This window comes from Synechococcus sp. PCC 7335 (assembly GCF_000155595.1).
Lineage (GTDB): Bacteria > Cyanobacteriota > Cyanobacteriia > Phormidesmidales > Phormidesmidaceae > Phormidesmis.
This window is the reverse complement of sequence record NZ_DS989905.1, coordinates 654126-680367: the sequence shown is the minus strand read 5'-3', so window position 1 is coordinate 680367 and position 26242 is coordinate 654126. Positions and strand designations below refer to the sequence as shown.

21 protein-coding genes and 4 pseudogenes are annotated in these 26242 nt (G+C 44.9%); 14 read left to right on the top strand and 11 right to left on the bottom strand.

Annotated features, from left to right (window positions below):
- Positions 1 to 137: 137 nt before the first annotated feature.
- From S7335_RS22645 to S7335_RS22635, 3 genes are read right to left on the bottom strand one after another with little or no spacing between them, the layout of a single operon-like run.
- Positions 138 to 1115, bottom strand: coding sequence for an aldo/keto reductase (locus S7335_RS22645; RefSeq protein WP_006458179.1), 978 nt, complete (start codon positions 1113 to 1115; stop codon positions 138 to 140).
- Positions 1116 to 1129: 14 nt separating this feature from the next.
- Positions 1130 to 1573, bottom strand: a complete 444-nt coding sequence (locus S7335_RS22640; protein ID WP_006458384.1) for a carboxymuconolactone decarboxylase family protein — start codon at positions 1571 to 1573, stop codon at positions 1130 to 1132.
- Positions 1557 to 1943: a MerR family transcriptional regulator gene (locus tag S7335_RS22635; protein WP_006458191.1), complete on the bottom strand. Its 387-nt coding sequence runs from the start codon at positions 1941 to 1943 to the stop codon at positions 1557 to 1559. The genes S7335_RS22640 and S7335_RS22635 overlap by 17 nt, the downstream gene beginning before the upstream one ends.
- Positions 1944 to 2308: 365 nt before the next feature.
- On the opposite strand from S7335_RS22635, the gene S7335_RS22630 reads away from it, so the two are divergent.
- Complete coding sequence (locus tag S7335_RS22630) at positions 2309 to 2923, top strand: hypothetical protein (RefSeq protein WP_006458326.1); 615 nt, start codon at positions 2309 to 2311, stop codon at positions 2921 to 2923.
- 168 nt (positions 2924 to 3091) lie between these two features.
- On the opposite strand, the gene S7335_RS22625 is transcribed toward S7335_RS22630, so the two are convergent.
- Both S7335_RS22625 and S7335_RS22620 read right to left on the bottom strand, forming a co-directional pair.
- Positions 3092 to 3628 carry a GNAT family N-acetyltransferase gene (locus S7335_RS22625; protein ID WP_006458184.1) on the bottom strand — a complete coding sequence of 179 codons (537 nt, stop codon included), beginning with the start codon at positions 3626 to 3628 and terminating at the stop codon, positions 3092 to 3094.
- A 356-nt stretch (positions 3629 to 3984) separates the two neighbouring features.
- Positions 3985 to 4953 (bottom strand): alpha/beta fold hydrolase, encoded by a 969-nt coding sequence (locus tag S7335_RS22620; RefSeq protein WP_006458150.1) that lies wholly within the window; start codon positions 4951 to 4953, stop codon positions 3985 to 3987.
- Positions 4954 to 5104: 151 nt separating this feature from the next.
- On the opposite strand from S7335_RS22620, the gene S7335_RS22615 reads away from it, so the two are divergent.
- Both S7335_RS22615 and S7335_RS22610 read left to right on the top strand, forming a co-directional pair.
- Entirely contained in the window at positions 5105 to 5449 is a 345-nt protein-coding gene (locus S7335_RS22615; RefSeq protein WP_006457775.1) for a glyoxalase superfamily protein, read from the top strand.
- A gap of 161 nt (positions 5450 to 5610) precedes the next feature.
- Entirely contained in the window at positions 5611 to 5997 is a 387-nt protein-coding gene (locus tag S7335_RS22610) for a hypothetical protein (RefSeq protein ID WP_006458285.1), read from the top strand.
- 214 nt (positions 5998 to 6211) lie between these two features.
- On the opposite strand, the gene S7335_RS22605 is transcribed toward S7335_RS22610, so the two are convergent.
- The 3 genes from S7335_RS22605 to S7335_RS22595 form a co-directional block, all read right to left on the bottom strand.
- A complete protein-coding gene (locus S7335_RS22605) occupies positions 6212 to 6961 on the bottom strand; it encodes an IS6 family transposase (protein ID WP_227500098.1) in 750 nt (249 codons plus the stop codon).
- Positions 6962 to 7420: 459 nt separating this feature from the next.
- On the bottom strand, positions 7421 to 8161 hold the full coding sequence (locus tag S7335_RS22600; RefSeq protein ID WP_006457773.1) for a class I SAM-dependent methyltransferase: 741 nt from the start codon (positions 8159 to 8161) through the stop codon (positions 7421 to 7423).
- Between the two features lie 881 nt (positions 8162 to 9042).
- Positions 9043 to 10506 (bottom strand): hypothetical protein, encoded by a 1464-nt coding sequence (locus tag S7335_RS22595; protein ID WP_006458480.1) that lies wholly within the window; start codon positions 10504 to 10506, stop codon positions 9043 to 9045.
- A 1279-nt stretch (positions 10507 to 11785) separates the two neighbouring features.
- On the opposite strand from S7335_RS22595, the gene S7335_RS22585 reads away from it, so the two are divergent.
- The 4 genes and pseudogenes from S7335_RS22585 to S7335_RS22570 all read left to right on the top strand — a co-directional run bounded on the left by S7335_RS22585 (position 11786) and on the right by S7335_RS22570 (position 18339).
- Positions 11786 to 15331 carry an NB-ARC domain-containing protein gene (locus tag S7335_RS22585; RefSeq protein WP_006458100.1) on the top strand — a complete coding sequence of 1182 codons (3546 nt, stop codon included), beginning with the start codon at positions 11786 to 11788 and terminating at the stop codon, positions 15329 to 15331.
- A gap of 704 nt (positions 15332 to 16035) precedes the next feature.
- Positions 16036 to 16974, top strand: a complete 939-nt coding sequence (locus S7335_RS22580; protein WP_369791694.1) for a reverse transcriptase N-terminal domain-containing protein — start codon at positions 16036 to 16038, stop codon at positions 16972 to 16974.
- Positions 16975 to 16997: 23 nt separating this feature from the next.
- A pseudogene (locus S7335_RS22575) lies at positions 16998 to 17525 on the top strand (IS6 family transposase); the annotation flags it as partial.
- A gap of 103 nt (positions 17526 to 17628) precedes the next feature.
- A pseudogene (locus S7335_RS22570) lies at positions 17629 to 18339 on the top strand (IS6 family transposase).
- Between the two features lie 163 nt (positions 18340 to 18502).
- Here the strand turns inward: S7335_RS22570 and S7335_RS22565 are convergent.
- Positions 18503 to 18917 (bottom strand): annotated as a pseudogene (locus tag S7335_RS22565) (IS21 family transposase); the annotation flags it as partial.
- A complete protein-coding gene (locus tag S7335_RS29040; protein ID WP_227500110.1) occupies positions 18850 to 18993 on the bottom strand; it encodes a hypothetical protein in 144 nt (47 codons plus the stop codon). The gene S7335_RS29040 and the pseudogene S7335_RS22565, both read right to left, overlap by 68 nt.
- A 451-nt stretch (positions 18994 to 19444) precedes the next feature.
- On the opposite strand from S7335_RS29040, the gene S7335_RS22560 reads away from it, so the two are divergent.
- From S7335_RS22560 to S7335_RS22535, 6 genes are all read left to right on the top strand, one after another.
- A complete protein-coding gene (locus S7335_RS22560; protein ID WP_038019525.1) occupies positions 19445 to 20800 on the top strand; it encodes a DUF4407 domain-containing protein in 1356 nt (451 codons plus the stop codon).
- Positions 20801 to 20858: 58 nt separating this feature from the next.
- Positions 20859 to 21398, top strand: coding sequence for a hypothetical protein (locus S7335_RS22555; RefSeq protein ID WP_006457757.1), 540 nt, complete (start codon positions 20859 to 20861; stop codon positions 21396 to 21398).
- Between the two features lie 143 nt (positions 21399 to 21541).
- On the top strand, positions 21542 to 22318 hold the full coding sequence (locus S7335_RS22550; RefSeq protein WP_006457877.1) for a hypothetical protein: 777 nt from the start codon (positions 21542 to 21544) through the stop codon (positions 22316 to 22318).
- A 286-nt stretch (positions 22319 to 22604) separates the two neighbouring features.
- A complete protein-coding gene (locus S7335_RS22545; RefSeq protein WP_050766040.1) occupies positions 22605 to 23933 on the top strand; it encodes a hypothetical protein in 1329 nt (442 codons plus the stop codon).
- Between the two features lie 64 nt (positions 23934 to 23997).
- Positions 23998 to 24633 (top strand): hypothetical protein, encoded by a 636-nt coding sequence (locus tag S7335_RS22540; protein WP_006458251.1) that lies wholly within the window; start codon positions 23998 to 24000, stop codon positions 24631 to 24633.
- 16 nt (positions 24634 to 24649) lie between these two features.
- A complete protein-coding gene (locus S7335_RS22535; RefSeq protein WP_038019523.1) occupies positions 24650 to 24892 on the top strand; it encodes a hypothetical protein in 243 nt (80 codons plus the stop codon).
- A gap of 56 nt (positions 24893 to 24948) precedes the next feature.
- On the opposite strand, the pseudogene S7335_RS28130 reads toward S7335_RS22535, so the two are convergent.
- A pseudogene (locus tag S7335_RS28130) lies at positions 24949 to 25173 on the bottom strand (IS1 family transposase); the annotation flags it as partial.
- A 48-nt stretch (positions 25174 to 25221) separates the two neighbouring features.
- Between S7335_RS28130 and S7335_RS22530 the strand changes: the two are divergent.
- Complete coding sequence (locus S7335_RS22530) at positions 25222 to 26241, top strand: transposase (protein WP_006458415.1); 1020 nt, start codon at positions 25222 to 25224, stop codon at positions 26239 to 26241.
- Position 26242: the final 1 nt, after the last annotated feature.

The window sequence follows — 26242 nt, the reverse complement described above, 5'->3', positions numbered from 1 at the left end:
AAAATCACCGGTATACGGTCAAGCTTCGCTAAGTTGACAGTGCCTACTGGCACTATGAGGACTTGAAAACTGCTCTCAATAGTGCCAAAAACGAAGAGTTTTGACTAGTAGATATGTACTTCAGGAGGCAATCTATATCAACTAGCGTCAAGCCAGCTCATCCGTTCTTCCGCATAGCGTTCACCAGACGTAGCATTGTCGGAAGCAATGCGTTCTAGCCGCGATAGGTCTTCTTCACTCAACGCAACTTCAGTCGCAACTGCATTCTCCTCTACATAAGCAGGTCGCTTTGTTCCAGGAATAGGAACAATGTCTTTCCCCTGATGCAGTAACCACGCCAAAGCAATTTGAGCGGGTGTTGTCTCTTTCTCTTTCGCAAGTTTTTCAACCTGCTCAACCAGCTTCATATTCTTCGTAAAACTATCTCCTTGAAACCGAGGGTCTTGACGGCGATAGTCACTCTCAAATGACTCTGCTCGCTTAACCTTTCCTGTTAGGAAGCCTCTACCTAAGGGACAATAAGGTACGAAGCCAATCTTCAGCTCTCTCAATAGGGGCAATACCTCAGTTTCTACGCCTCGCTCCCAAAATGAGTACTCGGACTGAAGGGCGCTGATAGGATGAACGGCATGGGCACGACGAATGGTGTCTACGCTTGCTTCTGATAGTCCTAAGTACCTAACCTTTCCTTCGGCTACCAGTTCTGCCATTGCGCCTACCGTCTCTTCTATAGGCACCGCCTTATCTACACGGTGCTGATAAAACAGATCAATGTAATCGACACCCAGCCGCTGTAGCGAGTTATGACAGACTCGGCGTACATTTTCCGGAGTGCTATCAAGGCCAGAAATCTTACCGTTGTTGATTTTGAAGCCGAACTTAGTCGCAACCGTAACCAGGTCACGCCGTCCTTCGATAGCCTTGCCAACGAGCTGCTCGTTGTCGTTATAGACTTCTGCTGTATCGAAGAACGTAATGCCTAGATCAATCGCCCGATGAATTGTCTCAACTGCCTGTGCATCTTCTCTACCTTCATAGGCAGAACTCATACCCATACAACCAAGTCCTAGCGCCGATACCGTTAGTCCTTCAGTGCCAAGATGACGTATCTCCATAGTCATTTTTCTCCTTACTCTTTCTTGTTTCTATCTGCAATCTCATCTCTTTCTGCAAAAACCGACTTCGCCACAGCGATGCCGTTCAGCGCAGCGGGGAAGCCAGCGTAGACGGCCATCTGAATAATCACTTCAATCACTTCTGCACGAGTACACCCTACGTTCAAAGCACCGTGAAGATGAACTTTCAGCTGTGGTTGAGCATTTCCAAGTGCCGTCAATGCAGCGACTGTAGCAATCTCTCTAGACTTCAAATCTAGTCCTGGTCTGTTATATATATCTCCGAAGGGAAACTCAACAGTGTAACGAGCTAGGTCAGGGGCGACACCCTTCAGGCTCTCAATCACCTGCTCACCAGCTTCGCCATCGACCTCCTTCAGCTTTTGCCAGCCCCGGCGGTAACGTTCACTCTTCTTCTGTGAAACATCACTGTTTTCTTTCTCATCGACTACTGACATCCTGTTCCTCCTCTAATTGTTTGTAGTGTTGAATCTTCTCAGCTAAAACGTCTGCGTTTTGCTCAAGCGCTGCTATCTGCTGAGCTATCTGCTGTTGGTGCGCCTCTAGTAGATGACGCCGCTGAGCAAACGTACGATCTCCCTGCCGTCGTAGTTCGGCAAACTGCTGCATATCTCGAATTGACATGCCTGTCGCTCGCAATCGAGTGACGAATTCAATCCAACCAATATCCTGTTTTGAATATCGGCGGTGTCCGCTCGACGCTCGACCCACTGGATCGAGCAGTCCAATTCGCTCGTAGTAGCGAAGAGTATGAGCGCTTAGTTGAGTGATCGTTGCAACTTCTTGAATCGATAATTCTGTAACCATGCAAACACCATAATTCTTAGAGTGCGCTCTAAGTCAAGTCAGTCAATTACTTAGCTCGTTTAAGACGAAAAGAAGCGAATCAGCATCTACTACTAACCTACGGGTATCAAGCAAATGCCACATACAGTGTTCATCACAGGAAGGCTGTATCCTCGAACGGCTCCGGTAGGCAGCATCTCCAGAAAGTACCGTAATTTCTATAGCTTCTATACTCTGAGCTTTTCCGTACTGCCTATAGCAGTCGTAGAAGACCTAGGCCCATTACTTAGGGATTTTGGGACTGTTAGCGTGTTGTGTTTTAGCTGATAAATAGTGTCTAATAGCTAGACCGGGAAGAGCCAAAATGTCTGGGAATGCAGAAAGGTATGAATGCTCAGCCAAAACTTTGGGAATATGCTGAAGGACGTCCTGGCAATGGCCTGAAAGACCGGGTCTGTTCCTACAGTGGTTACTCTGAAATGACCGCACAAGTCGTCCACCGCCTCGAAGTTGTCAAAAGTCGAGTTGTCATCATCATCGGTTTTGGGGACAAACTACAACTTACAGAAACAACAGATAGAACGACAAACATGAGCTGTCAGGCTTTCGCAGTTAGCTTGCAAAGCTCTCCACTCCTTGTCAAACATCATGGTGTCCAGCACTGTGTAGAGATAGAACTTCTGCCTTGGGCCGCACGCGAACTTTTCCATGGCGCTTTTATGGAGCCTGGTGAAGGCGTTATCGATCTCGTAGAACTGTGGGGTAACGATGTACTGCTTCTGGCGGAGCAGCTCAGCGAACTAGACCAGTGGCAGCAGCGCTTTTCTCTGGTCGATAGATTCTTATCTCAACGAGCTTCAGAAGCACGGTGTGTCACCCGCTCAGAAATTAAGTGGGCATGGCAGCAGCTTGAAAAGTCCGGTGGTTGCCTTCCTATTGGGCTATCAGTAGCATCGGAACAGAAACGCACGCTAAGCACCCGTAGGGACTGTACCAGTTGAACCCCTTTGGTAGAAGAGGGCTGAGATCCTTGATATACCGTTCTACTTTCCTGTAACAATTGAGGAAAGGTTTTTAGTACTGTCCAACAAGCACTATGGCAGAGGTTATAGACAGTTGGCCTGGCTGCGTGCAGTGTAAATAACCTTTGTGTAGTAGCTCTTTGTCAATCAATCAACAGGTCTCAATAGGAGTGATGTATCAGTCCACCCGTAGGCATACTCAATGAGAGTGCTACCTCTCATCTCAATACTTTTACTCCGTACGATCTGCCCTCCTAACGCTTCGTAGAATTTGCAAGCAGGATTATCTTCTAGCACCCAGACCAACATGGACTGAATATCCATCTGCCACAGTTTTTTTACTGCCAGTCGAACCAGTTCGCGGCCAATCCCTTGGTGTTGATGACTGCTCAGAATGTAGATAGCGTTGATTTCACCTCGGTAAAGTCGGTCATCTGTGCGCTCTCTACCACCATCTATAAATCCAACGACTTGGCCGTTTTCATCCTCTGAAACGTAGGTAAATCCGTTTGAGTCAGCCGCCTGAGCAAAGACTCTTTGCCATGAATTCTCTCGTTTCTCGTAGGATAAATCGGCCAGCACCTCATCTGGAATGATGCCTGAATATGTGTCTCTCCAGGTGTCTACGTGAACTTGTGCAATGACAGGTATGTCATCGTAAGTTGCCTCCCTCGTCAGAGTCATGATCAGCTCCTAGAACACGTTCGCTTAGTAGCATGTTATCTAGGTATCCCGGTTTAAGAAGAGAACGACAGTTTTTTAGCCCTAAACACAAATATCCTCGCATAGCCTCATTATCTAGACCTTTCTATACTCTCGGGAAATATGTCTCATTGCGCGTCTCAAAACTCCTTTCTCAAAACGTCTTAGAGGATACTGTTGGCGAACTAAATATCGATGGCTGGACCCATGAGTTTTTGTTGACTTAGGAAAGGAGACTACCACGAATTTACTAGGTTTTAGCCGCTTGAACGGAGTTCGCCAACAGTATCGTCTTAGAGATTTTAAGGCGTGCTCGTGGTGCCATGCCTCGCACTAAACTAAGCCCTGTCAGTCAACTGTCGAACTGCACTGACAATTAACTCAGGCTGATCGAGCGGGATAAGATGCCCGCTATCTTCTGCAATAACATGCTGGCTACACGATGATAAATTGGTCAGATCTAACTGAAGTGCTGCCCATCTCTCTACTCTTTCAGCACTCACCGTTGAATCTTTGGAACCTTGACTCAACACAATCAAAGGTAAGCTACCCAGCGACGAAACAGATCGAATTCCCTCTAGGCTTTCTTTGATATTCGCAAGTTCACTCGATGCCGCTGCCCAATAGTCAGGACGGTAGCAGAAAGACTTAAAGGTGTCGAATAAGCTCTGTACTGCCAATGGGTAATTTTGCGTCTCTTGCTTAATCTCCTTGAGAACGGGTAGCAGATTCATTTCCCCAATTAGGCGCAGCAGTCCAAATTGACTGACTATCCTAAAACCCTGATACAGCCAAGACGTCATTTTTATGCGCCGCTCCATTTCGGATGTCATCTGATTTTCATGGGAAGAATCGACTAACACTAATCCGGCTATATCTTCTAGATGCTGGCTCGCATACAGCCGCATATTGACTCCACCCAGTGAGTGGCCTACTAAAATGTATGGAGGCTCAATCTCAGCTTTGCTCAGAAGTAGATGTAATTCATCAGCGCTCTGCTGGCTGGTTCGAGCTGCGCTGAAATTTGGTTCACTCCAACCGAACCCTGCGCGATCATAGATGCAAACACGGGCAAATTTAGCAATTTCAGAAGGAACTAAGCCCCATGCAATTGAGGGCGCACATCCTCCTGCATCCATAACAACCGTTGGTGTTCCCTGTCCCATACAGTTGAGGTGTAGACGGAATCCTCCGATATCTATCAGCTCGCCTTGTGGAGGATATCTGCGTTGATCTATGGCTGTACTCACGACTTGATAGAGGATTCCTGTAAGCAGTGAGATTGCAACGATAATTAGAGCAAGCATAGTCAAGTTTCTCTAGCTATATACAGTAGCCGACTTTGAGTGGTGGCCGGGGCCGCAAATAGGCAAGGGCAAGCTCATCGCTTTAATTGCTGCTAACCATATACTTAAGCAAGTGACTTCAACATCCACTGTCTGATAGAGCGCTATCTTTATGACTGAAGAACTTATCCCCATCTTTCGCGTTGCGGATGCCCGTGAAACTGCAAAGTGGTACGCTCGGCTTGGGTTTATCATCGAAGGAGAACACCAATTTTCTCCGCAGTTCCCGTTATATTTGCTGCTTCGCCGTGGCCTAAATGCGCTTCATCTATCTGAACATGAAGGCGATGCTCAACCCGACACGCTCGTATATCTATACGTCAACAATATTGATGAGATCGCTGCCGAGTTTAGCACTGAAGTTAAGGAACAACCATGGGCACGAGAAGTGCATCTGAGCGATCCTGATGGCAATCGATTACGCATTGGACAGTTGATTGACGATACACATCAGTAGAGATCGCCTCTACTCTCGTTTTCCTAAGGCGTAAAACAATGGTTCAGGATAATGGCTTTAGCGTGTGACAGTTGCTTTGCCTAGATTAAAAATGGCTGCTAGACCAGCATCAACGCAGATAGCTCACATACAATACGGCCATGATGATTGGAGAAAGACCGATGTCCTCAACTTCTATCTGGCGCAACCTTGGGTTTGGTTGGTTCTGTCTACTCTCGATGCTGACAGCAGGCGTCATCGTCTCAATGGATTATGAGATTGGAAGCTTGCAAAGCGCTCTCACCACTTACTTGTCTTCTACTGTCATGGTAGCTATATTCATCGCACTGATGGCAGTATGGCCACTTATCGTATTCAAGAGAAGGCAGTGGGTGCGCGGACTACTCACCGCTTTTGGGATGGGAGTCATTTCTCATATATTGCTACAGATGTGGGCCACCTCATCAGCTTTACCAACCGTCCAAGAGTCTCTACTATTTGTCGCCGTAGCGGGCATCTGCTGGAGTCTAATCGCTCTACCGTCAGCACTCTTTCTCAGTAGACCCTAGTGCCGTCTTACCAGACTTCCAATATTGACCTGTTTCTCTTTGTTCTAAGAAAGAATAGCTCTGATGATAGTAAGATCTTCTGCTACTACGCAATCGTTTATTCTCAGTGCTGTTAGCCTAAGCATTGCGATGTTTTCTATGCGAAACTGTCAAATCTCAGTCGCCAAATCGAGCCGAAGCTTCTTAATGCGATCACCCCCCGCTTGCATCTGGCTTAAGCCGCCTGGAATAATGCTTTCAATTCTTTAACGCCTTTTACGAACCGCTCCCTGCGCTCAGCTAAAGACACGGATTCTCCCATACGTAATCGCGGCCTCAAAAAATTGCCTACTTCATCGACCGCTCGACAGAATCTCTGTGCCGCATCGAACTCACCGAATCCCAGGGTAGGATAATAGCGGTGCTTGATTCGCCGATGACTTTGTTCAACTGGGTTAGCAGTGCAAGGCCGCACCTCATGCTCAACTGCCTCGCCAAGTTCTTCTTTAATTGCCCGAGGGTAGGAAGCCAAGCCATCGGTGGCCACCTTCTCTGGCGCATCATCATGAAGCCCAATGGCTTGAGCAAAGAAGGCTTTAGTTCCAGCCATATCTCGGGTCTTACTGAGGCGGGCATCGACCAAATTGCCATCTTCATCAATGCCGCGATAGAGATAGCACCACTCACCCTTTACTCGAATGAACGTTTCGTCGATCAACCATACTTTGCCGACTTTGCCTTTCCGTTTCTTCCTAATTTGTTCGGTGAAATGGGGTAGAAATCGTTCGTCCCAAAACCTCACGGTTTCGTGAGTGAACTGGAAGCCCCGCAGCAGAAAGAACTCGGCCACATCGCGATAGCTGAGCTTGTATCGCACGCGGCAAAGCAACACCTGAAAGATAATGTCGGTGGGGACTTCAATAAAATTGAACGGTGTGGCCGTGCGCTTGTTGAAAGTACGGCCACACCGCTTACAACGAAACATCTCGTAACCCAGGCTGGTTTTACGCTGTAAAGATGAAACATGGGGCGAGTGGCAGTGGGGGCAATCCATCAGGAGGCGGTGGAACGAGATGATCGCACCTAGCCTATCAGCCGATGGCTAATGCTACATTTTGGCTACTCAGAGCTGACACTTTCGGATCGAGTGCAGCAGATTGAAACAAAGGTTTATGTGTACCGCATGAGATCAGGAATTACTATCTCCTTTTAGAGGAACGATTTTTTGGAGAGCAGGTTGGCCTACTGTGCTAAGCAGTTAATAGTTCCATACTGTGGCCGTGAATAACTCAGTGATCGTCTTTCTTAACTCACCACGAGCAGAAAAACGTTACATAAGTCGGCCTGGTGCGACTGTACTTTCCCGAATGATATTTACTCTTCTATCCAGACGATTGCTTACACGGTTATTGAACAGAGATTCACCTCAGTCATTGTGTAAAACTTAGAAAATTTCACGGGTTTTACAGCAAATTCCTTTAATTGCCCAAGCTTTGGCAGCAAGATGGATTTTACCATCTGATTGAATTGGAAGACTTTCCTTAAGACGATTGCGTAGTATTAGACGATTTTTCTCCGTCAAGCTTTGTACATATCGTTGGGTTGTCCCAGGTCCCCTAATAAAAGGAGACCAATAGTCCTCAAAATCATAGAATAGAGTAGGTACTTCAATTGCACATATTTCAATATGACGAAGATCTACTGATTCAAATAATGCTTTCAATTGCTTAGGACAGGCCAATGGATAGCGCTTTACAGGATCCAACTCCATCGCAGCTGAATCCATACTTTCAACACTATTCCATAGGTAACGTAACATTTGCAGTCCTTGACCAAAGTCCCAGCAATATGCTGCAACAACACCCATATGGCGAGTCGTCCTAATCATATTAGACAAGGCTAGCGTAGGGTCTGATACAAGATTAAGGGCTAACCCGGATACTGTAGCATCGAAATTAATCCAATTAAGAGGAATATCTTCTGCACAGCCCACCACAAACTTAACAAAGGGCAATGATTCATTTGCATAGTTGATTCGTTCAGCAGATGGATCGATACCATAAACAATCTGAGGTTTAGATTCAGCAACAATTTCTGCGGTCAATGCACCAGTTCCACATCCTACATCCAGCCATCGGCTATTAGGACTAACTGATAACCAAGTGACAAACTCATGAGCAATCATCTGACTCCATCGACCGATAAACCTATGATAATCTGTGGCGCTGAAATCAGATGTTTTGAGTGTATTTTGGATTAGTGACATTTAGACAGATATTATTTTCTAAAGTTCTGAAAGTCGGTTCCATAGGCATACATGACCAAACAGTCTTATAAGTCACGACGACTGTTACCAGTCATCCATAGCTCATAGTTTTTGGTTCTGCTTTGAATACTGGCTATATAGAAAGCTAATACGGCTCCAAGTAAAGAGGTCTTGTGCTTACAGACAAACTGAAAATGGCAGTCTTTTAAGACTAGTCCAACATTATCTCAAACACTACACTAGTAGGAGGCGTATGTGTTGATTACAGATATGTCAATAGTACACCCTTGAAAGTGAAGGATAACAGCATTGGTCCGAGAGCTCTCTTAATCACTTACTTGTATATTAATGATTAGCCACACTATCTCATGTCATTAATAGCTGAAGTTCAACACATAGCGTAAGCCCTAATTTTGAATCATTCTAAGATAGCCTATGTCACTCATTTGACAATTATTACTTAAAAGAGGAAGTGGAGTTTCATCCTGTTGAAGGATAGCTAAAATAAGCAAAATCAGGAATTTATATCTTGTGTTTCATATGAAAAACATTTCTTCTCTCTACTTATATGAAGAAAATTATCTGTTTTCATGGAAAATCCCAGGGTAGGTAAATGCAATATTATCTAATTGACGTTGCCAAAGTCTAGTCTGGGACATTAACTTGATATACGAAACACTTCTGCCCTATGTATACATTAGCCTGAGTATCTTTTCATTGTCCCTATACTTAATGACGACATAACATGTGATAACTTTCCATCGGTTGTTAATAGTATCCTCACTTTATAATGTAGAGACCTATTGCATTCTGGAAAACGCATCCAAAATATCACTTCTTACCTTTTCGGAGAGCTCTTGAGAGTGATAATCAGCTATACGACTAAATATTTCATCTTCACTCAAAATCATATTAGAAGATGATGCCATAAGCTCCTCGCTCTCTTGGTATAGTAGCCAACAGACTGGCATTATAATTGAGAACGTCTCGCTTCTACTAATCCAGGGCCTTAAAAACGAAGTAGAAACAAATTCTCTGAAGTTAGAAACTACTTCACCTGCTTCATTGTCAGCATAATGATGTACTACTGGAGAAAATGTTTGACGATAAGATGTGGATGCAATACGTAAAGATAGGCTCTTATAATATCTCATGATTATGCTTGCCAATGTGTCAATGATAAGTGGATTTCTCTTGTGTACATCACTGTAGTATCCAACTAGAAAATGTTTAAATGGGTTCGCAGTTAAAACTTTCTTATATGGGAAATGAGTAGATATCGAAGGATCTGTTAAAAACGTTACCAAGTAGGCTAATCCACTAGCCGCATCTCTCATGACTTCCAAACCTCTTCTGATTGGAGATAAAAGACTTAGTTTTTGAGCGGAATCTAAATCAATTAGATATACCTCGCCTATATCTGTACAATAACTGTAATTATCTAAGGAGCCTGAATATCGATAAAATCCAGCTTTGCTGAACTTACGAATTGTTTTTCCATACAACCTACTTAGAGCTGATAAGAGAGATAGACGAGGATAGTTGTCATCGAATTCAAATTCATCTGGACTCATATGCTGTTTGAGACTGATAATCCACTCATTGATAGTTGCTTGTTCCTCTTTGTTAAGAGAGTGATACCTGAGAACAGCATCTGCTCTTAAGTGAGAGGTACTTGGTACTCCTGAGACAACGACACCTATAGGCATAGCTGTTTTACAGTTCTCTTTTAGAAAAAAAGCATCAGTATACTGATATACCTGGATAGGAATAATGCTGGGGCAATCATGCTTAAGAAGCGCTTTGGCTGTTTCAAACTCACACACAGCTCTTTCTAACGTTATTGCCCCTGTAGGTGCAGGCTGTGTGTGCTTTCTGATGAATTTCCCATCTTCTGAGAATCCTAAGTGAGGGTTGTGATTGTAGAGAGGAACATCACTAGGACGAATAGTCTCCCCGGTATGAGTCAATGCACCTGCACCTTTTATTTTTAAGGATTTTATTCTCATACCTGTACTGAAAGTGAGATTAGTCCTCTTTTCAATTTTGTGTAAGGCAGAGCGTCCTACTACTCCACAGAATTCTAAAGAGGTTCCTGGGTGCCAGCAAATTTTTCTCTCCAGGCAGGATAACTCAGCATTAAGTTCACTGACTGCTAAGTTGTATTTGCTCACTAATTCGCACTTTAAAGTGCTCTTTGGGATTCTTGAAACTTCCTTCTTTGAAAAGAGTTCTCTATGCAAAATATGTGTTTCTCCGATCATAACTAAAACCCATCAACGCTAAAAACTGAAGTACGTTTTATTCTAAACTTGGTATCTGCTAGTAAAAGACTCTTTCCTTAGGAAGCTGTTTAATCATGAGCTGTAGTGGAAAACTAGATAATCTGTACTTCTTCTGATTGTACTCTATTTGTAAATCATCAGCTTCGTGTCAGCTTAAACCAGTGTTATAGGCGGATAAAGATCTCCTATTTTTCTCTTTGCTTACATAAGTTGTTCTAGATCATCATAGCTACTGATAACGTTATTGGTTCTTTCTGAAAAAGTTGGAAAGTAAATCTGAGACTGTGTAATAGAACCATGATTGGTATGGCTCTATTCTTTCGTTATTGAGAAAACAACTCAGGCAGTCATATATTAGACCTGTTTAAAGCAACACCTCAGTATATAGAAGCTTTCTGGGGATAATTCTCTGTGAAGGTTGCTTCTTCGAATACGATAAGAACCCACTGGTCAGTAGATGTAGTGATCATGTCGTCGATTAATGACTACTCTAATCCGTCAACCTCAGATGGATTCGGGTTATCTGGAGTTTGGTTGACTCCTTCTAATCGAAGTCGCTTGTTTGGGCCGAGTTGAATATCTAATACTCCACCGTTATGTATGATTGCTAAGCCTATTATGCTAAGACTAAGAGCAATCGATGGTATGACGATAAGGATAGTTCGTAGCGACATGAAATTCTGTACAGTGTACCGAATGATCGCCTTTTCTATGTGTTCTTTCATTGACTAAACTTCTCCTGTATAAAGAGACATCTCGCTATTATGAGCTCACGGCTTAAGGCTTCATGACCTTACGAACAAACATCTAGGATGCTCATGAATGAGTAAATATCACTCTGTTCAAAGCTTACGAATATAAGGCTTGTTCGATGTGTTTAGTAAGACAAGTGAACTCCTATTTGGTTGTGTACATTATTGTGAGTGATTTCTATCCCTGATAACGTGGGAACAGAATGGAGGCTCTGAGGGATACTTACATTGGTTCATTATGTGATTTCTTGTGAAAGGGGTATTGCTGACTATTGTGAGGTAAAGAAATTTATTCCTCAACCAAAAATGACGAGTTTACAATACTAAGTTAAGGAAAAACCTGTGATATCGCTCAACTCCTCTCTACAAGAAGGATAGAAGCAATTAGGATGCGCCTTGATATTTAAGAAAGTTTGCTTAAAATAGGAAGTGTCCCCCTTAACTTAGGCCGTCCAACCTCTGTCCTTGGTGTTGTCTAAGTTAAATCTGCGATTTGAATAGAGAATATGACTAAGGAAGTATCGACTCGCCGGCGAGGTGTAGTGTTAACTCCGGTTGGAAAAGCTCGCTTAGAACGGGCTATGCAAGACGAGCTAGAGAAGACTCATCCGTATAAAATACGATTTACTCTAGAAAACCTAACTGATCGGACTGGCCTTAGCAAAGACACTGTTGCTAAGGTCTTAGCTGCAGAAAAAACTGTAGATAAGGGTACTTTAAACAAATTCTTTGGAGCATTTGATATCACTTTGGAAGAAAGTGATTACGTTAAGCCAACTAATGCTTCTGAACGAGTGCAGGTCTACGCTCCTAAGACTGATTGGGGCGAGAAACCAAATACTAGCTTTTTCGTAGGTCGTGAGCAAGAAATTAGCCTATTAACGCATTGGGTCAAAGGAGAGAAGACTCGCATCATTACCCTACTAGGCATAGGAGGGATAGGGAAAACGATGCTAGCCGCAAAGCTTTCTGATCATCTTCAACATAATTTTGAATATATAATTTGGCGAAGTTTACGAGAAGCCCCACCATTAAGCGAAATACTGATTCATCTGATTCAATTCTTATCAAATCAGGATGAAATAGAGACGAACCTTCCAACTCGTTTGGGAGAGAGAATCAACTGCATGTTGAAATACTTACGAGAGCACCGTTGCTTAATAATCTTAGATAACTTAGAGGCAATTCTACAAGCAGAAATTGTTGGGGAATTTCGTCAAGGTTATGATGAATATGGAAAATTCCTTAAACTTATAGGAAAGTCGGAACACAATAGCTGTCTTATATTAACTAGTAGAGAACATATTCTTGGATTATCTCAATTAGAAGGCCCAAAATTCCCAGTGCGTCATTGGCCCGTCAAAGGCCTAAAGTATGAGGCTTCTTTGCAAATCTTGAAAGCTAAGGGGCTGACCTTCGAAGATTCTAATCAACAGGCAGACACACTTATTGCTCGTAGTGGAGGGAACCCTCAGATACTAAGCTTAGTGTCTACAGACATTAAAGAGTTGTTTTTTGGAGATATCTCTGATTTCCTGCAAGAGCAAGTTACTGTTCTAGAAAATGTTCAAACGCTCCTTAGTGGACAAGTCAACCGCTTAACTCACTTAGAACAATTAACTATGTATTGGCTAGCAATTAATAGAGAACCAGTTTCTATTGATGAATTAATGAAAGATTTGCTGCCATCTATTTCCAAGCATAAGCTACGTGTTGCACTTTCTACTTTGTCAAAGCGTTCACTAATTGAAGTGAATTCGTTACGTTTTACTTTGCAAAACGTAGTTATGGAGTATATAACAGAAAAATTAGTGCAGCAAAGTATACATGAGCTGAGAGAGTGTGAATTTAATCGACTTCATAATCATTCATTGATTAAAGCCTCGGCTAAGGATTACGTTAGAGAAACACAGATACGCTTGATCTTGCGACCTGTGGCTAATAGCATTGAAAATTCGCATAGAGTGATTATTAATGCTTTGCAAAATGTTCGTCAACATATCGAATGGAAAGCAGGCTATATTTCAGGCAACTTGCTTAATCTAGTGACTCATTCAAAATTACAGGAGAAGTCTTTTGATTTCTCAGAGCTTACCCTGAGACAAATACATTTGACAGGTGTATCACTTCGCAATCAAAATCTAGCATATACTTCTCTTATTCAATCTTCTCTGACACATACTTTTCATAGCTTATATACAGTAGCGTGGAGCCCGAATAGGAATTTTCTGGCAACAGGTGATGCTATTGGAAACGTACAACTGTGGAGTGTCGAAAATCGCCAACAGTTAGCAACATTCAAAGGGCATGCTAATTGGATTCGCTCTGTCGCATTTAGTCCAAATGGGCAATTACTTGCTAGTAGTAGTGGGGACTCTACTGTTCGGCTATGGGATGTCAAAAATAAAACATGTATTCATGTTTTTGAAGGGCATATGGATGGAGTGCGAACAGTTGCATTCAGCCCAAATGGGCAATTACTTGCTAGTGGTAGTGGGGACTCTACTGTTCGGCTATGGGATGTCAAAAATAAAACATGTATTCATGTTTTTGAAGGGCATATGGATGGAGTGCGAACGGTAGCATTTAGTCATGATTCTAAGTTACTTGCTAGTGGGAGCGAAGACTGCTCCGTTCGAGTGTGGAACGTTGAGGAGCGCTTATGTCTCTATAAATTTACAGGTGAGAAAAATTGTTTCTGGGCGGTGGCATTTAGTCCTGATGGAAAGTTCATAGCTGGCAGTGAAAACTATCTAATTCGTTTGTGGGATATTGAGAGACAAGAATGTGCTCATACTTTTGAAGGACATAGAAATTGGATCTGGGCGGTGGCATTTAGTCCTGATGGGAGATTTATGGCTACTGGTAGTGCAGATACAACAGTTCGATTATGGGATGTGCAGAGACAACAGTGTGAGCAGGTTCTTGAGGGCCATAATAGCTGGATTCAGTCTGTTCACTTTAGTCCTGAGGGAAGAAACCTTGTCAGTGCTAGCAATGATGGCACTATTCGTTTATGGGAAACCCATAGTGGTAAGTGTGTTCATGTGTTTGAGGGATATACCAACGGAGTTTTATCCGTGACTTTCAGTCCTGACTCTATGTTGGTTGCTAGTGGTAGTGAAGAAACTAACTTAGTTCGATTGTGGGATATTCAGCGATGCCAGTGTGTTCATCTCTTTGAGGGGCATACTAAATGGGTTTGGTCAGTGGCGTTTAGCTCAGATGGAAAGTTCCTTGCTACAGGCAGTGCAGATACTACTATCAGGCTTTGGAATATTTCTAATAAAGAATGTGTTTTTACTTTTGAGGGCCATACTAACTGGGTGCGCTCAGTGGCTTTTGACCCTAGTAGCCATTATTTAGCTAGTAGTAGTGAAGATGCAACAGTTCGTTTGTGGCATCTTCACAATCGAGAATGTATTCATGTCTTCGAAGGCCATACTAGTTGGGTGCGCTCAGCAGTTTTTAGTCCTGACGGAAATTGCTTAGCCAGTGCTAGTAATGATGGAACAATTCGACTGTGGGATGTCAGTAAGCTCCAATGTATTCATACCTTTGAAGGCCATACCAACGGAGTTTGGTCAGTAGCTTTCAGCCCAGACGGTCAATTCCTTGCTAGTGGCAGTGCAGACAATACTGTTCGCCTATGGAATTTGCGCACGAATCAATGCGTACAAGTTTTTGAAGGACATACTAACTGGGTATGGCCAGTAGCTTTTAGTCCTGATGGCCAGTTGCTTGCTAGCGGCAGTGCAGATGCGACAGTCCGACTGTGGAACTTTCAAAAAGGCAAATACACACGTATACTCCGAGGCCATACTAGTGGTGTTCGGTCTATTCACTTTAGCTCGGATAGCTTATATCTTGTCAGTGGGAGCCATGATGGAACTATTCGCATCTGGAATACCCAAACAGGCACACAGTTAAACTTGTTTCAGTCACCTCGCCCCTACGAAGGGACAAACATAACGGGGATTCAAGGGCTAACAGAGGAGCAGAGATTCTCAATGATATCGTTGGGAGCAATAGGAGGCAACTCATCAAAATAAGTATGGAGACCGAAAAAGGTGTGGGGTGCGATTCGTTCCTGTACGAAAGGCTGAAAAGCTAATAAGACAGGGCTTCTGAGAGATAACCTATTCTAGGTAGAGTTCGCACTTTTAATCTCTCTCAGATGATAACTTGATGTCTTTGTAGGTGACGCCTCTGACCAAGCCCAGAGAGCTAGTCCTACCCGCCCGGTATAAGGCGTGACAGCATAGCCCCCATGCCAAGCGGTTTAGCGCCAATGGGATGAAGCGGGGCTAAATGTCGGTATCTGGAAGCCTACTCTGGAAACCCGGCTAGCAAGTGTGCATGAGTAAAGCTCAATGAGCCTGAATGTATGTCAGAACCATCGTTATTTTTAACCAGTGAAAAAGGCTGACGTGAACGGAAGGCAGTGCCTGAAATTCACAAACACTGGAAACAAAAGTTACTGATTTCGAGAGCCTTCTCATCCCACAAGAGTAGGTTTTATACCCAAATCGAACCCGGTGGATAGTACAACTCTAAACCCACAACCAAAGGACATCAGGAACGAAGTAACCTGACCAATTTTCACTCCAGAGGGTCGAATATCTGGAGCAGGTACTAAGCCGAAAGGATTGGCAGGCAGGATGGTCTAAGAAGCCAACGCCTGGGGTAATGCCCAGGATATGCAGACGTAGACCCGATAGTACGGAATGAAGAGCCTTCAGTCGGAGTAAAGACAATGACACACTCAGCAATGGGTAGTGATGAATGGGCAGCCATCGACTGGAAAGCAGTCGAGAAAATGGTCTACCGACTCCAAACCAGAATCTTCAAAGCCAAACGTCGTGGTGATACCAAGCAGGTTCACAGACTTCAGAAGCTATTGATGAAGTCCCGTTCTGCCAAGCTCTTAGCAGTCAGGCGGGTAACACAGGACAACACCGGCAAGAAAACAGCAGGTGTGGACGGGGTGAAATCCCTGCAACCACAACAACGGCTTGACCTGGTGAATGACCTGTATCTAACGGATAAATCTAAGCCGACGCGGCGGGTGATGATACCAAAGCCCGGCACGACGGAAGAACGACCGTTAGGCATCCCGTGCATGATTGAAAGAGCAAGACAACTGCTAGTGAAACTAGCGTTGGAAGCCGAATGGGAAGCGGTTTTAGAAACCAACACCTACGGATTCCGAACGGGAAGAAGCGCTCACGATGCTATCCAAGCCATCTTTAATGGGATCAACTTCCAGCCAAAGTATGTCTTAGATGCTGACATCTCGAAATGCTTCGACAAAATCAACCAGGCCGCCCTATTGAACAAACTGAAGACGTTCCCGAGCTTACGCAGGCAAATCAAGGCTTGGCTGAAGTCGGGAGTGGTTCTAGACGGGCAGCTATTTCCAACCACTGAGGGAGTGCCGCAAGGCGGAACCTTGTCGCCATTACTGGCGCTGGTTGCCCTTCACGGTTTGGAGGCAGCAGCTAGAGGATGTATTCGTCAGCGTCAGTACCTACAGCGAGAGCTGTGTGTCTGTGTCTATGCTGATGATTTCGTCATTCTCCACAAGTCACTAGATGTTGTCTTGCGGTGTAAAGCAGCAGTGGAAGCCTGGTTACAAGAGATGTCTCTTGGGTTGTGTTGCAAAAACCTGGGTAGTCCTGCCTTGGTATGCTGAGATGTCCTGATCACAACCGCGCAATGCTCCCCTCTAACCCATTTAAGTGGCGTCACTTCCAATCAGGCATCATCTTGCTGAATGTACGCTGGTATCTACGCTACGGCCTCAGCTACCGGGACATAGAAGAAATGATGCTCGAACGGGGCGTCAACGTTGACCATACGACGATCTACCGCTGGGTGCAGGCTTATAGTCCAGAGTTAGACAAGCGCTGTCGCCGCTATCTCAAGCCTACCAATGACTCATGGCGGACTGATGAGACATACGTAAAAGTCCGAGGAAAGTGGAAGTATCTCTATCGAGCCGTCGATTCCGAGGGTAATACGCTGGACTTCATGCTCAGTGCCAAACGGGATGCCAAAGCGGCCAAACGCTTTTTCAAAAAGGTGCTCCATGCCTCGCACACAATTGCACCGAGAGTGATCACCGTCGATAAGAATGCGGCCTATCCGCCTGCCATCAAAGCCTTAAAGAAAGAGAAATCTTTGCCTAAAGCGACGAAAACTAGGCAAATAAAGTACATGAATAATATAGTCGAGATGAACCATTCTCAATACCCCCATCTGCCCCAAAGTCGTCTGCGTTGGCTGTGTTGCAAAAATTGCGTAGCCCTTTATTGGTATTCTGAGATGCCCAGTTCGCACCCTTGCTATGCCTTCCTCAAAACCGTTCAAATGGCGTCACTTCCAATCAGGCATTATCTTGCTGACGGTGCGTTGGTATCTGCGCTATAGCCTCAGCTACCGGGACATAGAAGAAATGATGCTCGAACGGGGCGTCAACGTTGACCATACGACAATCTACCGCTGGGTGCAGGCCTATAGCCCAGAACTAGACAAGCGCTGTCGCCGCTATCTCAAGCCTACCAATGACTCGTGGAGGACTGACGAGACATACGTAAAAGTCCGAGGAAAGTGGAAGTATCTCTATCGAGCGGTCGATTCTGAGGGCAATACGTTGGACTTCATGCTCAGTGCCAAACGGGATGCCAAAGCAGCTAAACGCTTTTTCAAAAAGGTGCTTCATGCCTCGCATACGATTGCACCGAGAGTCATAACCGTCGATAAGAATGCGGCCTATCCGCCTGCGATTGAGGCATTGAAGACAGACCAGTCCCTACCGAAAGCAACAAACATTCGGTAGAGAAAATACTTGAACAACATAGTCGAGCAAGACCACCGATTTCTAAAACGCCGCACTAGACCAGGCCTAGGATTCGGCTCATTCAACACCGCCAGACGCACGCTTAAAGGATATGAAGCCATGAACATGATTCGCAAGGGGCAGATCAAAGGTGCCGACCAAGGAGATGTCATAGGCCAGATCTCATTCATCAACCAAATTTTTGGGCTCGTTGCATAATCGGTAGGAGAGTGGTAGAGATTTTCTCTTCTAAGTGTCTTTTTGCAACAGAACCCTTTTCCGTCCTGAGTAACTACTCGCTGCCTTGAATGACTTGGACCTACTGCTAGCGGTAGGTCCCCGCGTCGCTTTGCGGCGCTAGGGAATGCCTACCAAGACAGTCGCTGTAGGCCAAGCGATAGTGATAGATCAGATGCTCAAACGGCTCGCCGTTAATCGTGATCTCCATCCCCTTCAGTTTGGTGAAGTCCGACAGCCCCATCACACCTGGTTCATGACGCAACATGAACATCACTTCTGGCTCTGGCCCGTGCAGCGCTTTCCACTCGCGCACTCGGCGCTGCAACGTCCGCAGCACCCGTGGATACTTCCCTGGATATTGTTCTTCTAGATACTCGAACAACGTGGTTGGTTTTAGTCTCGGCTCCCGGCGCAGCATTGGCTCTAGCTCGCTAGCCCACACTTCTGCTAAGGGGTCTCGACGTTGGGGCGCTGCCATGACGATCCGCATCAATCCGTTGCCCCGTTCGCTCTGATATCTCGGCTATCGTCGACGATGCCGACTGGGGCTGACCCAGCTTTCTCGCGTTCATATAAGCTCTCTTCTGGTATAAGTGAATGGCTTTGGGCACAGGACATAGCTCTCTTTCGCATGAGATCTACCTGTGCCTTTTTCTTTGCTTTTCGGTAAGTCGCTCTGCTAGGTTGCTGGTGCTAGTCAGTCTCACTCCGTTCTATCCGAACACGACAACCTTGGTTTAGAACCCGCCTATGTCACTGTCGCCTAATAGACATCCTTAGTAAGAAAGGTTAGCTAGTAATAGGTCAGACTTGAATTAAATATGCTGATATTTTCGTCTTCGTTGAACTTATTTTCGTTATTAGATATGCTTTTAAAATCTTTAATGCCTTGTTATGTATTGGTTGTAGACTTTTTGGTTGATTGACTATTAATTTGACAACCTATGCGTGGTTTGTGCGTATTCTTTGTCTCTATCTCATTAATCTAATAACCGGTACTGTAACTTCTATCGAAGGTCATCGTTAAAGCTCGGCAGTGATTCCGAGCTTCTCAAGCCCATCTATTCCTAATAAGGCTGAAGATATGAATATAAAACATCTATTCTGGTGGCTAGCCGGCGCTGATGCCAATATCTTGCTACGCCCTGAATGTCGAACCGAACGCATGAAGCATACAAACATGGGCATGATTGTCCTCGCCACCTCAGTCATGGGTGGTATATCTGGTGGATATGCATTACTGACCATCTTTGGTTCTCCAATCGTCGCTGTCACCCTCGGCACATTCTGGGGATGCATCACAATCAATATTGACCGTTCGTTCTTGATCACATCTAAAAGCTCTACCGGGTTTTGGGCAAAAGCCAAAATGGCAGTCCCTAGACTGATGTTAGCAAGCATGCTTGGGTTGATCATCAGTAAACCCCTGGAGCTGCGAATGTTCCAAGCTGAAATTAGCCAACAACTAGCCCAAGATAGACAAACCCAGAGCCTTGAAGGGCAGGCGATCACACGACTGCAAGATAATAGATCCAAGAAGGCGGAAGAAGTTAATACTGCACGGCAGCAGTGGCAAAGCGACAATAAAGCTGCAATTGACGAAGCTACTGGAGAAGTGGGCACTGGACTGAGGGGCACAGGCGACATCTACATGTTGAAGCGTGATACCGCAGACCAGAGTTTAGCCGCTCTTAGGGAGCGTGAGGCTGAGCTAGAGCAAATTGATCAGAAAATTGCTGTTCAGGAGGCTAAGCTTCAAGCTTTGACTCAAGACATTCTCAGTGGTCAAGCATCTTTACTAGAGCAGTTGGGTGCTCTTTCCAACTTAGCAGCAAATAACGCAACCCTAGCACTGGCAATCCACACGATCACGCTGTTATTCATCACTCTAGAGATTACGCCCGTACTGGTGAAACTAATGAGTCGGCCTGGCCCCTACGACATATTGCTCTTGGCAGAACAGGGACAGGTAGAAAAGTCAAGCGAGCTTGAGGTGCTTGAGGCTCAGGAAGAACGTGAAGAGGCGTTTTTACTCCGCCGTCAGCTACGAGAAGGCCAATCGAACAAAACACTAACGTTAATCCGTGAGGTAATCGATACAGAGTTTTCGGAGGCAATGCAAAAAATGTTGTTAAGACCCGAATATGCACGAGCATTCAATCAGGTAATGGATGTTCTTCAGCAAAATGTGGTGACAACACTAGCGGCAGAAGCCAATCGAGTTAATGTCTACAATGCCACAGATGTGAAGAAAACCTTGCAGAAGACTCATTTGGACTTTGCGCAGCAGAAAGCTAAACAGCAAGTACAACAGCAATGGCAAGAGGCCAAGCTCGACGAGCTTAGACAGATGACTCGAAAAATGAACGAGATGGAAGTAAAAGTATTTCAGGATAATCTTCCGACTAACGATGATGAGACAACGCCAAAAGCAGCCTAGTTCGCTCTAGACAGCTGCTCAATAGCTATTTGCAAACCATAAATTTGAGAAACAGACCATGGCAGAGAAGTACAAATCGATGAGATTAAACAATTCTTTGGCTCAGTCCCAGTCAAGTAATATTGATCTTATTTCTGCACAAGAAGAGGCTCTCATTGAGCAGACTCGGAAAGTGCGGCACAACTGGATTACTAGTCGATTAGATGCCAGACAAAGAGAGCTGCAGCGGGGAGAAGTGGATCTCATTCGGATCACACAAGAGGCTCGCCTCGAGCGGCTAGAAATGGTTAAGGACACACAGGCACAAGCGTTAAAGGAATCCTGCAATCAGTATCTAGCGCAGGGAAAAGCGAAAGTTAGATCAGAAACCCACCGTTTACTTATTGAACAGGCTCAACAGTTGCGCGAGGAGGCAGATCGGATAGAAGAGAGCTTCATTGAAAGAATTGAGCGCAAACAGGAACGGTTGAAGGCCATCAAGGATGATCGGTTACAGCAGCGGTTAGCGGACCAGCTCGATCAAGAGATAGATGACTTTTGTGAGTTGCAGAATCAGTTGATGGCTAAATACCAAAGCATCGTATCAGAAGGCATTTAACGGACCACCAGGCTCTAGAGATTAACTTCAGAGCTTGGCGGTAATTCGTGACTTGGCTTCTCATCGTATTAATCGTAACTTCCGAAGCCTCTATTAGTGTATCCCTTTTCAGCGCAGTCAATTCTTAAGACAGACAATAGGCCATGCTTTATAGCAAAACTTTCCCTGTCGAATTCAGTCAACGAATTCAAGTTCAGTTAGATGAATTCAGAACAGCAAATCCCCTACAAGCTTTAGATCGCATCCAGTCAATTTATGAACAAGCCCACAAGTGTAACGTTGTTTGGGTACTTACCTGGACATTCCTACTCCCTGGTCCTGCCTGGATCGCAGTCCGAAGTAATCAACTTCTATCTCAACCAAGTCTGAAAACCATTCGTCCTGGAGTAGTCCTCGTCTACCCATTGATCATCATTGCGACTCTTCTCTATTTAGTGATGATGTGGCATTTACTACCTGCCTATACAGGAATGTGGCAGGTATTCACCGAGCCAAGCACGATTGGGAATGTATTAATGTCTTTGTGGCACAAGCATACTTTTCGTACCGTCTGTCTGATTACACTCAATATCGTAGTTGCAAAGTGGGCTTTATCTAGCTGTGTTTTGACTGAGACTTTTCAGGCTCAGCGCGATTCGCTCAAGGAATCTTGTACTCAAAAATGGAAAGACACCGCTGTTCAGGTTGCCGTAGAGCAAGAGCTGGTCGCGCAACAACCGGAGTTAATGCAAAATTTCATCAGTCAAGCAACAACTTTGATTCTTGCTAATGCAGAGCTAACTGACATAGAGCAACAAAAGCTAGTCGCACTACTACCTCAAATTCTACAAAGCTCTAAGCTTCTCCAAACTCCTATGCAGACTATCTCTCCTTCAATGCAAGATAAAGTACATAATTATGGTATGGATCCATTTTCGTGAGCTTATGTTACCATCACATCGACTTTCAAATGGAACCGAATTCTTCGTTTATCCTCTGACTCAACCGTCCACTGCTGAAGAGCCTAAAATTCGGCCAAAGGACTTAGTCAATGTCCTCGCACATCCGCAGACGTGTACCGCAGTCCACCCTCATCCCGGCAGTATCTTTTTGGGGTTAGGTGCTTCAGATCCTAAAGGGAAAGAGCGTTTCCCGATATGGCTTCCAGCTCCAGTACTATCTAGTCATGTCTGTATAGGTGGGGCAATAGGATCCGGGAAAACAACTATGTTGTCTCGGGTGGTGGCAGGAGCTATACGGACTTATGGTTCAGTAGTCATTTGTGAAGCTAAGGCCGGACAACAAGGAGGCGCTGAGGGGGCTGCGTTCACTAATTTGACAGCATATTTGAAACTTAGACAACCCGAGCTAGAAGTATATCGCTGGCCGCGAGGCAACTGTTGGTTTAACCCATTGCTCTATATTTTAGCTCCTCAGGATCGTCGAGCATTTCTAGATACAGTAACTCAACAGATCCAAGATCAGCACGCAGTGAGCGGCGATATGGTGGCATTTCTCTACAATGCAGCAAATATTTCTGAGCAGGTGCTGCTCTTCTTACAGCGATTTATACCTAAAGATCGTCTGACGCTGAGGCAATGGGTGAACTTTATGAAGCACCCCCTCCAGTTCGCCCGCCAATTGGAGAATATGCTTCAAAGGTCAGAAGAAGAAGAACATCAGTTTCTACTTGAGATCAAATCTCAGTTAGGGATGCTCAACTTTTTCTACCTAAACAAGCCAGAATTCGCAATGACACGTCATGGGGTAAACCTGTTTGCTCGTTCCCTCGACCACGAGGATTTGTTGTGGTACAGCGAACCCCATGCAGGATTAAAGGAATTAGCAATAGACCAAGTACTTTACAGGCGAAGTTTGGTTGTAGTGAGTTTGCCATTGCATGATCCCGCATCTCGAGTTCTAGGACCACTCTTTTGGGATAGTTTACTAGCAAGGGTGCTTGAGCTTGGGCCAGATCCTCAGCCCTTCAAAGGACAACAGCGAGAGCGAGTCCTAGCGGTCTTAGATGAGACACATCGGTTACCGGTAGGCAGACTAGGGGAGAGTGGCGATTTTTTGCGAGAGTTCGATCTTGGCTTAGTTGAGGTTACACCCGCAGTAGTGGATTTAGAACGATGGCAACGCAATCAGCACGTATACCAGACTATTATCTCTCTAAGTCCTGGAGTTCCAGCTATCACTGAACTGATACACGAGCGATTACCTAACTATTTTCTAAAGCCAACCTACACCTCAATGCACCCTAATGAGAATGGACAGATGCAAGCAGTACTCAATATCCGATCAGACTTTAAGCATCAAGTCAGTGTAGATAACCCTGGTGTTTCGTTAAGGTCTCTACAACGTACAGGTCGCTTTACAGGACTTCTGCAGTCTACTTTGCTTGATGATTTCTGTAGAGCGTTCTGGATTGACTTTGAAGATAACCTATTAGCCAAATTGCCCAAATTGTTAGAGCAAGCATTAGATCCAAATTGTTCTGCCGATATCACAGCAGCAGTAGATTATGCATTGGGTTTAGCAGAGTTTACTTAATAAAGTGTTTAATTTAACTTTTTCCCTGTTTTATCATTCTGAATCTTTACTCTAAGGAGAAAAAATGTCTGATTTTACTGGTAGTGATAAACAAGAATCTACTCCTGAGAAGGTAGAAGCAAGAGTAATTGCCAATGAGTTAAAGCAAGAGTCGGGCTGGCTGGATGCGCTGCCAGATTGTCCCTGTACTGTTGAGGATGCTAGAGAAAATAGTCACTTTGATGAGGCAAATTGGTTCGATAGACAATTCTTAGAAGATTATCATCCTGGGGCTGAAACTGCCTTTCGATCTGCAGACTACATTGAGTATGAGGCAAGTAATGGCGAAACGATGTATATCGGTCAGCAATGCACATTTGATCAGCAAGGCAATTTAATAATAGAAGGGCCTGGGGCTGGAACGCCAGATTCGGTTTCACCTGAATACAGTTTGTTCGAACACACAGAAAGGGATGTCGACCCCTGGGAAGCACTTGGCTCAGAAGAATACAATGAAACATGGCAACCAAATCAAGGTGAGGGATGTGACGCGCTATCAGAACTTTCGTCAGAGAGAAGTATTCCTAACGATCTTGAAACAGGCTTAGAAAGCCAGAGATCTCTAGAATCATTTGCAAATACAGAGACTCAGATGTCGATAGAGACATCTGGCGAGACCAGCTCTTTTGAATCCGAATCGCAAACCGGTTCAGGACTATAGAGGGGAGAAACTATAGATGAACGTTTTCAAACGCATTGGGGATACAGCCGCTACGATTCTTGGTCTAATGGTAATTGTTTGGTTTGGCATCAGCTGTATGAAGCTTGGGTGGCGAGCTCGAGATAACGACCTCTTACGACCTGTTGTGTCCTTTATACTAGGTGTGGAGGTGAATGAGGAAGAAAAAGGTACTGTTGGGAAAATTCAGGACTGGCTAATAGATAATAAAAAATATGATGAACAGAACAATGTTGAATAGACCGCATGTCTATCGAAACTGGCAGAGCTGAGTATTCAAAATAGGGCGTTGCTGAATTAAGGGATGAATCTAGAGGGAGCAGGCACATCCCAGAACTTTAGGTAGTGAATCAATAGTCGCATAGAGTGTTTCAACATCTCTGTTGATTTTGAGTAGCACAACGTCTTGCGATGCAACCTGGCCAGATAGTGACGCAATCGGGTATTCTCTCCCTCAACCCGAGTCATGTAAGTCTTACTCACTATCTGGTCTCCGTCTGGAATGTAGTTTGGATAGGACTTACGCAGTGGTCTGCGACTAGCTGAACTTGTATTCGATAAGATCAGCGTATGGATAACTGTTTTAGCCGCCTCGACTACTGCCAATATCTGCTGGTTTCTCAGGTCAACTATACGTTGACTCACTTTGCTGAGCATAGCGACAACTGGAGTCATGACCAGATCAATCGCTACCTGAAGCGAGAGCGCATCACACCTCGTCTAGTTTGGGAGAATGTAGCCTCAGCGGTCGATGCCGATGCCTATGGCTATATTCTGTTCGATGACACCGTTCTCGACAAGCGCCATTCGTTTGCCATTGATTTGGTTCGTCGTCAATACAGTGGCAACGCTAAGCAAGTCATCAAAGGTATTGGAGTCGTCACCTGTGTCTATGTCAATCCCAACACAGACCAGTTCTGGATTATCGACTATCGGATATATGACCCAGACGGCGATGGTAAAAGCAAGCTCGACCACGTTCAGGAGATGTTGCTGGGCATCGTGCACCATAGGCAGTTGCCCTTTCATGCGGTGCTAATGGATAGCTGGTATGCAGCCAAGCAACTGTTGTTACTCGTCGAGTCGTTGAACAAAGTCTACTACTGTCCGCTAAAGAGCAACCGCAAGGTAGATGATTCAAGTGGAGAGCAGTCGTATCAGCGCGTCGATAGTTTGGAGTGGCGCAGAAGGGAAGAGACAGTAGGCAAAGTTATCAAGCTCAGAGGTTTTCCAAAAAGCCACAAAGTGAAACTGTTCCGGGTTGTGGCGTCTACCCGCCGCACGGACTATATCGTGACTAACGATATGACTCAGGAGTCAACTGAGGCTACTCAAGAAGCATGTAGCCACCGTTGGCGTATTGAGCAGTTGCACCGAGAGGGAAAGCAACTGACAGGATTGGAGTCTTGTCAGTGTCGGCGAGCGAGGATACAGCGCAACCATATTGGCTGTGCATTGTTAGTGTGGGTAAGGCTTAAGGCGTTAGCCACTCAAACCAGCAAGACGGTCTATCAGCTCAAGCGAGAGTTGCTGAACGACTACTTAGTTCAACAACTCAGAAGTCCGAGTATTCAGTTCTCTCCTGCGTAAG

What these genes read in the sequence shown, in the direction of transcription:
- S7335_RS22645 (WP_006458179.1), bottom strand. Translation starts at nt 1,115, where the DNA reads ATGGAGATACGTCATCTTGGCACTGAAGGACTAACGGTATCGGCGCTA.
- S7335_RS22640 (WP_006458384.1), bottom strand. Translation starts at nt 1,573, where the DNA reads ATGTCAGTAGTCGATGAGAAAGAAAACAGTGATGTTTCACAGAAGAAG.
- S7335_RS22635 (WP_006458191.1), bottom strand. Translation starts at nt 1,943, where the DNA reads ATGGTTACAGAATTATCGATTCAAGAAGTTGCAACGATCACTCAACTA.
- S7335_RS22630 (WP_006458326.1), top strand. Translation starts at nt 2,309, where the DNA reads ATGAATGCTCAGCCAAAACTTTGGGAATATGCTGAAGGACGTCCTGGC.
- S7335_RS22625 (WP_006458184.1), bottom strand. Translation starts at nt 3,628, where the DNA reads ATGACTCTGACGAGGGAGGCAACTTACGATGACATACCTGTCATTGCA.
- S7335_RS22620 (WP_006458150.1), bottom strand. Translation starts at nt 4,953, where the DNA reads ATGCTTGCTCTAATTATCGTTGCAATCTCACTGCTTACAGGAATCCTC.
- S7335_RS22615 (WP_006457775.1), top strand. Translation starts at nt 5,105, where the DNA reads ATGACTGAAGAACTTATCCCCATCTTTCGCGTTGCGGATGCCCGTGAA.
- S7335_RS22610 (WP_006458285.1), top strand. Translation starts at nt 5,611, where the DNA reads ATGTCCTCAACTTCTATCTGGCGCAACCTTGGGTTTGGTTGGTTCTGT.
- S7335_RS22605 (WP_227500098.1), bottom strand. Translation starts at nt 6,961, where the DNA reads ATGTTTCGTTGTAAGCGGTGTGGCCGTACTTTCAACAAGCGCACGGCC.
- S7335_RS22600 (WP_006457773.1), bottom strand. Translation starts at nt 8,161, where the DNA reads ATGATTGCTCATGAGTTTGTCACTTGGTTATCAGTTAGTCCTAATAGC.
- S7335_RS22595 (WP_006458480.1), bottom strand. Translation starts at nt 10,506, where the DNA reads ATGATCGGAGAAACACATATTTTGCATAGAGAACTCTTTTCAAAGAAG.
- S7335_RS22585 (WP_006458100.1), top strand. Translation starts at nt 11,786, where the DNA reads ATGACTAAGGAAGTATCGACTCGCCGGCGAGGTGTAGTGTTAACTCCG.
- S7335_RS22580 (WP_369791694.1), top strand. Translation starts at nt 16,036, where the DNA reads ATGACACACTCAGCAATGGGTAGTGATGAATGGGCAGCCATCGACTGG.
- S7335_RS29040 (WP_227500110.1), bottom strand. Translation starts at nt 18,993, where the DNA reads ATGCGAAAGAGAGCTATGTCCTGTGCCCAAAGCCATTCACTTATACCA.
- S7335_RS22560 (WP_038019525.1), top strand. Translation starts at nt 19,445, where the DNA reads ATGAATATAAAACATCTATTCTGGTGGCTAGCCGGCGCTGATGCCAAT.
- S7335_RS22555 (WP_006457757.1), top strand. Translation starts at nt 20,859, where the DNA reads ATGGCAGAGAAGTACAAATCGATGAGATTAAACAATTCTTTGGCTCAG.
- S7335_RS22550 (WP_006457877.1), top strand. Translation starts at nt 21,542, where the DNA reads ATGCTTTATAGCAAAACTTTCCCTGTCGAATTCAGTCAACGAATTCAA.
- S7335_RS22545 (WP_050766040.1), top strand. Translation starts at nt 22,605, where the DNA reads ATGTTGTCTCGGGTGGTGGCAGGAGCTATACGGACTTATGGTTCAGTA.
- S7335_RS22540 (WP_006458251.1), top strand. Translation starts at nt 23,998, where the DNA reads ATGTCTGATTTTACTGGTAGTGATAAACAAGAATCTACTCCTGAGAAG.
- S7335_RS22535 (WP_038019523.1), top strand. Translation starts at nt 24,650, where the DNA reads ATGAACGTTTTCAAACGCATTGGGGATACAGCCGCTACGATTCTTGGT.
- S7335_RS22530 (WP_006458415.1), top strand. Translation starts at nt 25,222, where the DNA reads ATGGATAACTGTTTTAGCCGCCTCGACTACTGCCAATATCTGCTGGTT.